At 74.5% G+C, this 13,695-nt stretch carries 4 protein-coding genes; all 4 read left to right on the top strand.

The annotated features are described in order from the left end of the window. Positions 1 to 192: 192 nt before the first annotated feature. Positions 193 to 2,181: an AfsR/SARP family transcriptional regulator gene (locus ADK65_RS18455; protein ID WP_234352911.1), complete on the top strand. Its 1,989-nt coding sequence runs from the start codon at positions 193 to 195 to the stop codon at positions 2,179 to 2,181. Positions 2,182 to 2,270: 89 nt separating this feature from the next. Next, the gene (locus tag ADK65_RS18450; protein WP_053671331.1) at positions 2,271 to 2,804 is read left to right on the top strand and encodes a flavin reductase family protein; all 534 of its coding nucleotides are present in this window, start codon (positions 2,271 to 2,273) and stop codon (positions 2,802 to 2,804) included. 497 nt (positions 2,805 to 3,301) lie between these two features. After that, positions 3,302 to 12,538: a type I polyketide synthase gene (locus tag ADK65_RS18445; protein ID WP_078956042.1), complete on the top strand. Its 9,237-nt coding sequence runs from the start codon at positions 3,302 to 3,304 to the stop codon at positions 12,536 to 12,538. Positions 12,539 to 12,567: 29 nt separating this feature from the next. Further along, a partial coding sequence (locus ADK65_RS18440; RefSeq protein WP_199825659.1) for a beta-ketoacyl synthase N-terminal-like domain-containing protein occupies positions 12,568 to 13,695 on the top strand: 1,128 nt, incomplete at its 3' end.

Raw genomic sequence — 13,695 nt, 5'->3', positions numbered from 1 at the left:
GTCCTCGGGTACCTCCTGCTCCAGGCGAACCGGGTCGTCGCGGTGAGCGAACTGCTCGAAGCGCTCTGGAGCGGTGGAACGGAACCGCGAACGGCCCGCCGTATTCTGCAGAACGCGGTGTGGAGGTTGCGGGGGGTTCTGCCGGGCGGGGAATTCCCCCCGGAGGAGCGCGCGGATTTCCGGTCGGCTGAAATGTCACCTTCGTGGCCGAAACTCCTCACGAGGGAGCCGGGATACATCCTCGAAGTCGGTCTCGGCCGGGTCGATCTGTACCGGTTCCGGGATGATGTCGCAACGGGCCGTGAATACTTGGCCAAAGGTGATCCGGTGACGGCGAGCGCCGTCCTGCGCCAGGCGTTGGACCTGTGGCGGGGACCGGTGCTGGCCGATCTCGCCGAGGCCGGCATCGCCTGGCCGGATCTGGTCGCCGCGCAGAATTCACGCCTCGACGCCCTGGACGACTATTTCCAGGCGGAACTCGCCTGCGGGCGCCACCACATCATTCTCGGGGAGCTCGAGAAGCTGCTGGAGAGCCACCCGCTGAGGGAAGCCACCTGCGCGCAGCTGATGCTCGCGCTGTACCGCAGCGGACGACAGGTCGACGCGCTGAACCTCTACGAACAGGTGCGCTGCGACCTCGTCGAGAACCTGGGCGTCGACCCCGGCCTGAAGCTCCGCGAGCTCCAGAGGGCGATCCTGAACCACGACCCCTCCCTGTCCGAGGTCGCCGTCCAGACCCGGCCCGTGGTGATCCGCGGCCCCGAGGCCGTCCCGTCTCCCTTCCCCCAGGTCCCCGCTCCCTTCCCTCAGGTCTCCGCTCCTTTCCCTCAAGTCCCCCCTCCCTTCCCTCAGGCGTCCGCCGTGCCCTCCGCCGAGTCCTTCCCGCCGCCGCTGCCTCCGCAGCCGGGCGGAGCCGTGCGGTCCAGGCCGGTGAGTCACCTGCTGATCTGCGCCCACCCCGTCCACCAGGACGGTCACGCGGGTCCCGGGGGCGGCCTTCCCGCCGACCCGATCGACGCCGGGATCCGGGAGGTGATCGACTACTACGGCGGCCGGCACGTGGTGCTCGGGGGCACCTGCTCGGCCGTCCTGTTCGGTGTCCAGCGCTCCACGGACCGCGACGCCACACGTGCCCTGCTCGCCGCCCTCGCCGTGCAGGACCGGATGAAGAAGCGGGACGACGTGGTCGTCAAACTGGCGGTGACCCGAGGACAGACCTACGCCCCTCCGTCCGCCGATTCGCACTGCTCACTGCCCAACGGCACAGGCGTGCTGCTGGACCAGGCGCACGCGCTGCTCGCCGGGACGGACGGCCAGACCGTCCGCGTGTGCGACGAGACCCGCAGGGCCGTGATCGGACTGTTCCGGTTCCTGCGGGTCGACGGTCTCGCCGACGTGTGGGAGGTGAACGGGACGTACGGCGACTACCTGGCCGTGTGCGCCCAGCTGTCCACCGACGAGGATCCCGGACCGCTCGTCGACCGGGACCACGAACTCGGCATGCTGGCCCAGGCGCTGGAGCGCACCTGCGGCCGGGGGCAGTCCCACCTGGTGACGGTGGTCGGGCAGCACGGAGCAGGCAAGACGAGGCTGCTGGCGGAGTTCGAGCAGCGCGCCGCGATCCGCGGTGCCGACACCCCCGCCCGGTTCGTCAGGGTGGACCACGGGTCTGCCGACGGCCCCCTGTGGCGGGCCGGAGCGGACCTGCCGAAACGTATCCTCGCGGCGTACTGCGGCATCGAACCGGAGCGAGGGCCCGAGCACGCGCGTTCCCGGCTCGCCGCCGCCTGCGAGGCGTTGCGGCACGCGGCCGGCAGGTGGAAGGAGCTCGGCGACCGGCTGGCACCGCTGCTCGTGCCCTCGGCCGGAAACGGGGCCCACGACGCCTCGGCGCAGCAGGACGCGCTTCCCGCGCTGCGGGACTTCCTGGTGGCCGCCTCCCGGGTGCGGCCGCTCGTCGTCATGGTGGACGACGCCGACGACGTGGACGAGACGGGCCTGCGCTTCCTGGAATCGCTGGCGGAGGACCGGGTCGAGGGCCCCGTCCCGCTGCTGGTCGTCGTCGCCGCGCGGCCGGAACTGCTGACGCGCTTCCCGGGGCGTACGGGCGACATCGAACACGTCAACTGGAGCGGGGTGTCGCTGGCGCCGCGGAGGTCGTTCTGCGAAGCGGTGCGGTGAGACGTAGAGCGGGTGATGATCCGGCGATGAGTCGCCGATAGCAGCCGCCCGCCTAGGTTTCCCCCCATGGTTCGTACAGAGGACACGGCATGAACCGCGTGCCGTCCGACATCAGCAGCCCCCTGGACCGCACCTCGTCCGTGTCACTGCGCGAGGCGATGTCGCGATTCGCGACGGGTGTCACGGTGCTGTCCACGGGCGGTGCCCACATCCACGGCATGACCGCCAACGCGTTCAGTTCGGTCTCGCTCGATCCGCCCAGTGTGCTGTGCTGCGTCGCCCGTGACGCCGTCATGCGGCGGGCGATCAGCGAGACCGGGCACTTCGGGGTGTCCGTCCTGAGCGGTGACCAGGAAGGGGTCGCCCGGTACTTCGCCGACAAGAACCGGGTGCTCGGCCCCGAGCAGTTCGCGCACACGGACTGGACCCCGGGCCCGCACACCGGCACACCGCTCCTCGCCGGTGCCATCGCCTGGCTGGAGTGCCTGCTCACGGACACGGTCGAGTCCGGTGACCATTCGATCTTCATCGGGCGGGTGCTCGAAGCCCGCCTCGGCGCCGGCCGTCAGGCGCTGACCTTCTTCGGCGGCGCCTTCCAGAGAACCGGCCCGTTCGACGGCTGACGGCCGTCGTGGGCCGTCCGGCCGGACGACCCGTGGCGCGACGCGTCGTCCGCCCACCGCGATGAGTGCACGCTGACCGAGCGGTGAATGCCGGCTGTTTTCGTTGGGATCCAGCAGGCCACAGCCGAGGGGAACGCCCCGCGCCGGGCCCTCTGAGGCGGCGGCCGGTCCACTCCCCCCTACTCCGACCAACCGGTCCCCGCCCCCTGCCGAGGGACCGGACCCACGCGACCGCGACGGCGTGCGCGTCCACCGAGCCGTGCCCTCCCGGCCAGGCGTTCCCCTGTCCCGTACCCCCCTTGGACGGTCACGAATGAGCGACAAGACGGCGGCTCCGGTCGCGAGCGCGGCGGTGGGGTCCTCCCACCCGCCCGGGCCCCCGCTCCGGGCCGCGCCGGCCACGCCACTCGTCCCGACCGGCCTTCGCCCGGCCCCGGCCAGGGGCACCGATGCAGGCTGACTACCCACCAGCGGAGATGACATTGAACACCGGTGACATGACGTTCCAGGACGCGGTGGCGGTCGTCGGCCTGTCCTGCCGACTGCCGCAGGCGGGCGACGTCCGAGGCTTCTGGCGGCTGCTGACCGAGGGCCGCGAGGCCATCACGGGCGTCCCGGAGGGCCGTTGGGCCGACAACGGCCGGGCGACGGGGAACAGGGACTGGCGCGGCGGTTTCCTCGACCGGGTCGACGGCTTCGACCCCGCGTTCTTCGGCATCACCGGGCGGGAAGCCGCCGCGATGGACCCCCAGCAGCGGCTCATGCTCGAACTCGGCTGGGAGGCCCTGGAGGATGCCCGCAGCGTGCCCGCCCGGCTCAGCGGCACCGCCGCCGGCGTGTTCGTCGGCGCCATCTCCGACGACTACGCGCGTCTCCAGCAGGGCACGGCGGGCACCCCGAGCCAGTACACCTACCCGGGCGGTCACCGCAGCCTGATCGCCAACCGCCTCTCCCACCTGCTGGGACTGCGCGGCCCCAGCATGGTCGTGGACACCGCCCAGTCCTCCTCCCTGGTCGCCGTCCACCTGGCCGTGCGCGGCCTGCTCGACGGGGACTGCGACCTCGCCCTCGCCGGCGGCGTCAACCTCATGCTCAGCGAGGAGACCACCAGCCGCATCGACGACTTCGGCGCCCTCTCGCCCGACGGCCGCTGCCACACCTTCGACGAACGCGCCAACGGCTACGTGCGCGGCGAGGGAGGCGGCTTCGTCGTCCTCAAGCGCCTCTCCCGGGCGCTCGCCGACGGCGACCGTGTCTACTGCGTGGTGCGCGGCAGCGCCGTCAACCACGACGGTCACTCGGAGGCGCTCGCCGTCCCCAGCGCCGACGGGCAGCGCCAGGTGCTGCGCGCCGCCTGCGCCCGCGCCGGCGTCGAGCCGTCCGAGGTGCAGTACGTCGAACTGCACGGCACCGGAACCCGGGTCGGCGACCCCGTCGAGGCGCGGGCCCTGGGCGATGTCCTCGGGGCCGGCCGGGACGCCTCGCAGCCGCTGCGGGTCGGCTCGGTGAAGACCAACGTCGGGCACCTGGAAGGCGGTGCCGGGGTCGTCGGCTTCATCAAGACGGCGCTGGCCCTGCGGCACCGCGCGCTGCCCGCCAGCCTCAACTTCACCCGGGCCAACCCGGCGATCCCGCTGGACGAGTGGAAACTCCGGGTGCAGACCGAGCTGTCCGACTGGCCCGCCCCGGACCGCCGGCTCCTCGCCGGAGTCAGCTCCTTCGGCATGGGCGGCACCAACTGCCACGTCGTCCTCGCCGAGGCCCCGGCAGCCGAAGAGCCCCCCGCCGAGCGCCCCGCCACCGCCGACGGCGCACTGGTGCCCTGGGTCCTCTCCGCCCGGAGCCCCGGAGCCCTGCGCGAGCAGGCCGGGCGCCTCACGGAGGCGGCGGCCGGGCGGGCACCGGCCGATGTGGCGCACGCCCTGCTCACCACCCGCTCCGAGTTCGAGTACCGGGCCGTCTCACTGGGCCGGGACACCGGCGAACTCCTCGCCGGACTCGCCGCCGTCGCCGAGGACGGGGCCACTCCCGCGACTCCCCGCAACGCGGTCTTCGTCTTCCCCGGGCAAGGATCGCAGTGGATCGGCATGGGTGTGGAACTCCTGGACCAAGAGCCGGAGTTCGCCCGTTCCGTCGCCGCCTGCGAAGAGGCGCTGAGCGAGTTCGTCGACTGGTCCCTCACCGACGTCATGCGGGCCACGGGAGCCGAGGCGGATGCGTACCTGGAGCGCGTCGACGTCGTCCAGCCCGTCCTGTGGGCCGTCATGGTCTCCCTGGCCGCCCTCTGGGAGCACCGCGGTGTGGTCCCCGAGGCCGTCGTCGGCCACTCCCAGGGCGAGATCGCCGCCGCCTGCGCGGCCGGTGCGCTGACCCTGGGGGACGGCGCCCGTGTCGTGGCCCTGCGCTCCCAGGTGATCCGGCGCGCCGCCGGGCGGGGCGGCATGATGTCGGTGCTGCTGCCGGCCGCCGAGGCCACGGAGCTGATCGCCCCCTGGGACGGCGCGCTCTCCCTGGCCGCCGTCAACGGTCCCGCCTCGTCGGTCGTGGCCGGGGACACCGACGCGCTCCACGAACTGCTCGCCCACTGCGAGGAACGCGACGTCCGGGCCCGCCTGGTACCGGTCGACTACGCCTCCCACACCGCCCACATGGACGAGCTGGCCGACGAGCTGTCGTCGCTGCTCGCCCCCGTCCGCCCGCGCCCCGGCCGCGTCCCCTTCCACTCCACGGTCACCGGCGAGCCGGTCGACACCCGCGAACTGGACGGCTCGTACTGGGTGCGCAACCTGCGCAGCACCGTGCTGTTCGAACCGGTGGTCCGCGCCCTGGTCACCGACGGCCGCACCACCTTCGTGGAGTGCAGCCCGCACCCCGTCCTCACCCTCGGCGTCGAGCAGATCCTCGACGGCGTCCGCGCCACGGGCAGCGCACTGGAAACCCTGCGCCGCCAGGACGGCGGCCCCGAGCGCTTCGCCCGCTCCCTGGCCTCCGCCTGGGCCGCCGGTGTCCCCGTCGCCTGGGAGACCTTCCTGCCCGACGGCGCGGACGGCACCGGCGTCGACCTTCCGACCTACCCCTTCCAGCGGCAGCGCCACTGGTACGACACCGTCGCCGACCCCGCGGACCCGGCCGCCGGCCGGCCGGCCGACGGCGCTCCCGGCGAGGTCGCCGCCGCCGGTGATCTCGTCGCCCGTGCCCTCGCCCAGGTGCTCGGCCGGCCCTCGGCCGACGGACTCGACCTCGACAGCACCTTCAAGGACCTCGGGTTCGACTCCCGCGCCGGCGTGGAGTTCCGCAACCTGCTGCGCCGCTCCACGGGCCTGGACCTGCCCACCACCCTGGTCTACGACCACCCCTCCCCGGCCGACCTGATCGACCGTCTGCGCAGCGCGCGGCCGGAGCCCCCCGACGAGGCCGTCTCCTCGGGACCCGCGCACGACGAGCCGATCGCCGTCGTCGCCATGAGCTGCCGCTACCCCGGCGGCGTCGAGTCCCCCGAGGACCTGTGGCGGCTCGTGTCGGACGGAGTGGACGCCGTCTCCGACTTCCCCACCGACCGGGGCTGGGACCTCCAGACCCTGTACGACCCCGACTCCGAGCGGTCCGGCCGCACCTATGTCACCCAGGGCGGATTCCTCGACCACGCCGACCGCTTCGACCCCGGCTTCTTCGGGATCTCCCCGCGCGAGGCGCTCGCCATGGACCCCCAGCAGCGGCTGCTCCTGGAGACGTCCTGGGAGGCCGTGGAGCGGGCCGGTCTCGACCCGGAGTCCCTGCGCGGCACCCGCACCGGCGTGTTCGCCGGTGTGATGGCCCAGGACTACGGCCCCCGCCTGCACGAACCGGCCGAGGGCGCCGACGGCTACCTCCTCACCGGCAGCTCCTCCAGCGTCGCCTCGGGCCGGGTGGCCTACACCCTCGGCCTGCGCGGCGCCGCCGTCACCGTGGACACCGCCTGCTCCTCGTCGCTGGTCTCCCTGCACATGGCCGCCCAGGCGCTGCGCCAGGGCGAGTGCGAGTTGGCCCTGGCCGGGGGCGCCACGGTGATGGCCACGCCCGGCATGTTCGTGGAGTTCTCCCGCCAGCGCGGACTCGCCCCGGACGGCCGCTGCAAGGCCTTCGCGGCCGCCGCGAACGGCACGGCCTGGGCCGAGGGCGTCGGCATGGTCCTGCTGGAGCGGCTGTCGGACGCCCGGCGCCGGGGGCACCCGGTGCTCGCCGTGATCCGTGGCAGCGCCGTCAACCAGGACGGCGCGAGCAACGGGCTGAGCGCTCCCAGCGGCCCCGCACAGGAGCGCGTCATCCGGCAGGCACTGGCCGCCGCCCGGCTCACGGCCGACCAGGTCGACGCCGTCGAGGCGCACGGCACCGGCACCACCCTCGGCGACCCCATCGAGGCCGGCGCCCTGCTCGCCACCTACGGGCAGAACCGGCCCGCGGAACGGCCCCTGCTGCTCGGCTCGCTGAAGTCGAACATCGGCCACAGCCAGGCCGCCGCCGGCGTCGGCGGAGTGATCAAGATGGTGCTCGCGCTGCGCCACGGCCGGCTGCCCCGCACCCTGCACGTGGACGCGCCCAGTCCGCACGCCGACTGGTCCACCGGCGCCGTCCGGCTCCTCACCGAGGCGGCGCCCTGGCCGGACACCGGCCGCCCCCGTAGGGCCGCCGTGTCGTCGTTCGGCATCAGCGGCACCAACGCGCACCTCATCCTGGAGCAGGTTCCGGAACCCGCCGAGGACGAACCGGCCCGGCGCCAGGACGGGCCCGTGACCTGGCTGCTGTCCGCCAGGAGCCCCGAGGCGCTGCGTGCCCAGGCCGACCGCCTGCACACCCACCTCACGGCCCGGCCCGGTCTGCACCCGGCCGACGTGGCGCTCTCCCTCGCCACCACCCGCACCCACCACGACCATCGCGCGGCGCTGACCCACGGCGCGGGCGACCGGACCGACCCCGAGGTCCTGGACCGCCTGCGGGCCCTCGCGGACGGCGAGGTGGTCCCCGGCCTCCTCAGGGGCACGGCCCGGCAGGGCGGAGCCACCGCGTTCCTGTTCACCGGGCAGGGGGCCCAGCGGGTGGGCATGGGACGCGAACTGTACGACGCCCACCCCGAGTTCGCGCGGGCGCTGGACGAGGTGTGGGAGGAACTCGGCCGCCACGGGGACCTGCCCCTGCGCGAGATCGTGTTCGACGGCACGATCGCCCCCGACGGCCTGCCGTTGCTGGACCGGACCGTCTACACCCAGACCTCGCTGTTCGCCTTCGAGGTCGCCCTGTTCCGGCTGCTCGCGCACTGGGGCGTGCACCCGGGCCTGCTGGCCGGGCACTCGGTCGGCGAGATCGCCGCCGCCCACGCGGCCGGTGTGCTCACCCTCGCCGACGCGTGCGCGCTGACCGCCGCCCGGGGGCGGCTGATGCAGGCCCTCCCGGGCGGCGGCGCGATGGTCGCGGTCGAGGCCACCGAGGCGGAGGTGCTGCCCCTGCTGGCCGGCCGCGAGGCCGACGCGGCGATTGCCGGAATCAACGGACCGGCCGCCACCGTCCTGTCCGGCACCGAGTCCGTCGTCCTGGAGATCGCCGCCGCCCTGGGCGAACAGGGCCGCCGGACCAAGCGGCTGCGGGTGAGCCACGCCTTCCACTCGCCGCACATGGACGCCATGCTCGACGACTTCCGCAAGGTGGCCGAGACCCTCGAGTACCGCGAGCCGCGCGTGCCGCTGGTCTCCACCGTCACCGGGCGGCCGGAGAGCGACTTCACCGCCGCGTACTGGGTCCGCCAGGTGCGCGCCGCCGTCCGCTTCCACGACGCCGTGCGCTCACTCCACGACGAGGGGGCCCGCACCTTCCTGGAGGTCGGCCCGGACGGCGTGCTCTCCGCCCTGGGCGACGCATGCCTCGCCGACCGTGAGGACGCCGGTTTCATCGCCGCCGTACGCGCCGGACGGCCCGAACCCGAGGCGCTGGCCGATGCCCTGGGGCTCGCCCACGCCCGGGGCGCGAAGGTGGACTGGACCGCCCGCTTCGCCGGAGCGCGGCGCGTGGACCTGCCCACCTCGGCGATGGTGCGGGAGAGCTACTGGCTCACCCCCGCCCCCGCCCCCGCCGCCGAGGACGCGACCGGACTCGGCCTTCAGGCCCAGGACCATCCGCTGCTCGCGGCCGCCGTGGAGTCGGCGGCCTCCGGGGAGACCCTGTTCACGGCACGGCTGTCCCGGCACGGCGCCGCCTGGCTCGGCGACCACGCCGTGCACGGCTCCGCCGTCCTGCCCGGCACCGCGATGCTCGACCTCGCCCAGTACGCCGGCGAGCGGCTCGGCCATCCCCGGGTCGGCGAACTGACCCTGCACAGCCCGCTGGCGCTGCCCGAGCGAGGCGCGGTCGCCGTGCAACTCGCGGTCGGGCCGGAGCGCGACGGCCGCCGCCCGCTGACCCTGTCGTCCCGGCTCCGCGACGACGCGCCCTGGACCCGCAACGCGACCGGCGAACTGGAGACGGGCCTGCCGGACGCCCCGGACACCCGGCCCGCCGGAGCGTGGCCGCCCGCCGGAGCGGAGGAGATCACCGCCGACGGGCTCTACGAACGCCTCGCCGGCCTCGGCTACGGCTACGGCCCCGCCTTCCGGGGCGTCACCACCGCCTGGCGCGTGGGGGAGGACCTCTACGCCGAGGTGCGCCGGCCCGACGAGGCACCCTCGGGCGCTTTCGCCCTGCACCCGGTGCTCCTCGACGCCGCGCTGCACGCCGCTGCGGCACACCTCGCCGAGGAGACCGGCGGCGCCCTGCTGCCGTTCTCCTTCACCGGTGTCACCCGGTACGCCCCCTGCCCCGACACCGTGCGCGTACGGCTGCGGCGGACCGGCCCGCACGCCTTCGCGCTGACCGTCGCCGACGGCGACCGGACCGTGGCCACCGTGGACGACCTCGTGCTGCGGCCCGTCACCCAGGCCCAGCTCAGGGCCTCGGCGCACGACGCCCTGTTCCGCCTGGAGTGGCAGGAACTGCCCCTGACCGGCGGCCCGCTGACCTCCGTGGCGCTGCCGGACCCCGCGGACACCGCGCTCGCCGAGGCCCTGGCGAAGTCCGGCCCCGTGGCGGCGTCCGGAGCGGCCGACGTGACCTTCCGCACCCTGCCCGCCACCGGGGCCCCGCCCGCCGAGGCCGCGCTCGCCCTCGTCCAGGACTGGCTCTCCGACGACAGCGCCGCGACCTCGCGCCTGGCCCTGGTGACCCGCTCCGGCGTCGCCACGGACGAGGGCGACCCGGTCGACCCCGGCACGGCCGCCGTCTGGGGCCTGGTGCGCGCGGCGCAGTCCGAGCACCCCGGCCGCTTCGTCCTCGTGGACACCGACGACCGGCCCGAGTCGTACGCCGCCCTGTCCACGGCCGTCGCCACCGGTGAACCTCAGCTGGCCCTGCGGGAGGGCACCGCCCGCGTGCCCCGTCTGACCCGGCCGACGGGCCTCGTGCCCCCCGCCGGCACCCCCGCCTGGCGGCTGGCGGCACCCCGCACGGGCACCCTCGACGTGCTCGCCCTCCAGCCCTGCCCCGAGGCCGCCGGCCCTCTGGCCCCCGGACAGGTACGGCTCGCCGTGAGCGTCGCCGGTGTCAACTTCCGCGACGTTCTCACCGTGCTCGGCATGTACCCGGGCGACGCCGGTCTGCTCGGCCAGGAGGGCGCCGGCGTCGTCACCGAGGTCGGGCCGGAGGTCACCGGGCTCGCCCCGGGGGACCGGGTGATGGGGCTGTTCCGCGGCGCCTTCGGGCCGGTCGCGGTGGCCGACCACCGCACGCTCGTCCGCGTTCCCGACGGGTGGAGCGACGCCGAGGCCGCCACGGCACCCCTGGTGTTCCTCACCGCCTACCACGCCCTCGTGGAACTGGCCGCGCTCCGCCCCGGCGAGACCGTGCTGATCCACTCCGCGGCGGGCGGCGTCGGCATGGCCGCCGTACAGCTCGCCCGGCACCTCGGCGCCGAGGTCAGGGCCACCGCGAGCCCCGGCAAGTGGGACACGCTCACCGGCCTGGGACTGGCCTCCGGACAGCTCGCCTCCTCCCGCACCCTGGACTTCGAGCAGACCTTCGCCGACGGCGTGGACGTGGTGCTCGACTCCCTCGCCGGGGAGTTCGTCGACGCCTCGCTGCGTCTGCTGCGCCCCGGCGGCCGGTTCATCGAGATGGGCAAGACGGACATCCGGGACGCCGGCGAGGTCGCCTCCGAGCATCCCGGTGTGGCGTACCAGGCGTTCGACCTCCTCGACCTCGCCCCGCAGCAGATCGCCACGATGCTCACCGAGCTCCTCCGGCTCTTCGAGACGGGAGCCCTGGCACCCCTGCCCGTCACCACCTGGGACGTGCGCCGCGCCAAGGACGCCTTCCGGCACATGAGCCAGGCCCGGCACACCGGCAAGGTGGCCCTCACCCTGCCGCCGCGCCTCGACCCCGAGGGCACCGTCCTGATCACCGGCGCCACCGGCGCGCTCGGTCGGCTCACCGCACGGCACCTGGTCACCGAACACGGCGTCCGGCGGCTGCTGCTGGTGGGCCGGCGCGGACCGGACGCGCCCGAGGCGGCGGAGTTCCTCGCCGAACTCACCGAACTCGGCGCCCGAGCGGACCTGGTGGCCTGCGACGTCGCCGACCGGGAGGCGCTCGCCCGCCTGCTGGACGGCGTCCCGCTGACCGCCGTCGTGCACGCGGCGGGCGTACTCGACGACGGCGTGGTCTCCGGCCTCACCCCCGAGCGGCTGGCCGCGGTGATGCGCCCCAAGGCGGAGGCCGCCCGCGCCCTGCACGAGCTCACCGCCGACCGCGATCTCGCCGCCTTCGTGCTGTTCTCCTCCGTGATGGGCACCATCGGCGGCGCCGGCCAGGCCAACTACGCCGCCGCCAACGCCTGTCTGGACGGCCTCGCCCAGCACCGGCACTCCCTCGGACTGCCCGCCCTCTCCCTGGCCTGGGGCTGGTGGGACATCGAGGACGGGATGGGCGGATCCTCGCTCGGCACGGCGGACCGGACCCGGATGCGGCGCACCGGCCTGGTGCCGCTGTCCGCGCCGGACGGCCTCGCGCTGCTGGACGCCGCCCTGGACCTCGGGGAGCCCTCCGTGGTGCCGACCGCATGGGACCTGGCCACGGTGCGCGCCCAGGGGGAGAAGAGCCCCGTCGTGCTGCGTTCCCTCGCCCCCCTGGCCGCCGCCCCGGACACCGTCCGGGCCACCGCGCCCGACCTCGGCCGCCGGCTCTCCGGGCTGCCGGAGGAGGAACGCCGTCGCACCGTCGTGGACCTGGTCCGCGACCACACCGCGGCGGTGCTCGGCCGGGGCGGCGCGACGGCGGTCGACGCGGACGCCACCTTCAAGGACCTCGGCTACGACTCGCTCACCTCCGTCGAACTGCGCAACCGGCTGATGGAGGCGACCGGCCTGCGGCTGCCGCCCTCGCTGCTCTTCAACCACCCGACACCGGGGCGGCTCGCGGACCACCTGCTGACCGAGGTCGGCACGGAGACGGACGCCCCGGCGCCCGGTCTGCCCGAACTGGACCGGCTGGAGGCCGCCCTGCCCAGGACCTTCGGCGACGAGGCGGCCAGGGCGCGCGTGGAGGAACGCCTGCGCACCCTGCTGGACCGGGTGGCCGCGGGCTCCGGCACCAACGGCGTCGGAGCCGATGACACGGAAGGCCTGGAGATCGCCTCCGTCAGTGAACTGCTCAGCTACATCGACCAGGAACTCGGCTGAGTCCTGAGGAACCGAGGGGTTGGCACAACGTGGCACACGACGAACAGGAACTGGTCGAGTATCTGCGCCGGGTCACCGTCGACCTGCGCAAGACCCGAGAACGCCTGCACCGCCTGGAGAACCCCGAGCCGGTGGCGATCACCAGCACCGCCTGCCGCTTCCCCGGCGGCGCGGACTCCCCGGAAGCCCTGTGGGAGCTGGTGCGGGAAGGCCGGGACGCGGTCGGGGAGTTCCCCCGCGACCGCGGCTGGGACCAGGACGCCCTCTACCACCCGGACCGCGAGCGCCCCGGCACCTCGTACACCAGGCACGGCGGGTTCCTCTACGACGCCGGCGAGTTCGACGCCGACTTCTTCGGCATCTCGCCGCGCGAGGCGCTCGCCATGGACCCCCAGCAGCGACTGCTGCTGGAGTGCTCCTGGGAGCTGTGCGAGCGGGCCGGCATCGACCCGGCCTCGCTGCACCAGAGCCGCACGGGTGTGTTCATCGGCGCCATCGCCCAGGAGTACGGGCCGCGCCTGCACCGGACCGCCGAGGCGTGCGGCGGCCACGCCCTGACCGGCGCGCTGTCCAGCGTGGTCTCCGGCCGTATCGCGTACGTCCTGGGCCTTGAGGGTCCGGCGGTGACGGTCGACACCGCGTGTTCGTCCTCGCTGGTGGCCCTGCACCTGGCCGTGCGGTCGCTGCGTTCGGGCGAGTCCGACATGGCGATCGTGGGCGGGGTGACGGTGATGTCCTCGCCCGGCATCTTCACCGAGTTCTCGCGTCAGGGCGGGCTGGCCCGGGACGGCCGCTGCAAGGCCTTCGCCGCCTCCGCCGACGGCACGGGCTGGGCCGAGGGCGTGGGCGTGCTGATGCTGGAGCGGCTCTCCGACGCCCGCCGTAACGGGCGCCGGGTGCTGGCTCTCGTCCGGGGCACCGCGGTGAACCAGGACGGCGCCAGCAACGGCCTGACCGCGCCCAACGGCATCGCGCAGGAACGGGCCATCACCCAGGCCCTCGCGGACGCCCGCGTCGCCGCCGCTGACGTGGACGTGGTGGAGGCGCACGGGACGGGCACGCGGCTGGGTGATCCGATCGAGGCGCAGGCGATCGTGGCGACGTACGGGCAGGGGCGGCCGGAGGGCCGTCCGCTGTGGCTGGGGTCGCTGAAGTCG

It is taken from the genome of Streptomyces sp. NRRL B-1140, from assembly GCF_001280065.1.
Classification (GTDB): Bacteria; Actinomycetota; Actinomycetes; order Streptomycetales; family Streptomycetaceae; genus Streptomyces.
The sequence above is the reverse complement of the archived record's forward strand: the minus strand, read 5'-3'. Positions and strand labels throughout refer to the sequence as shown.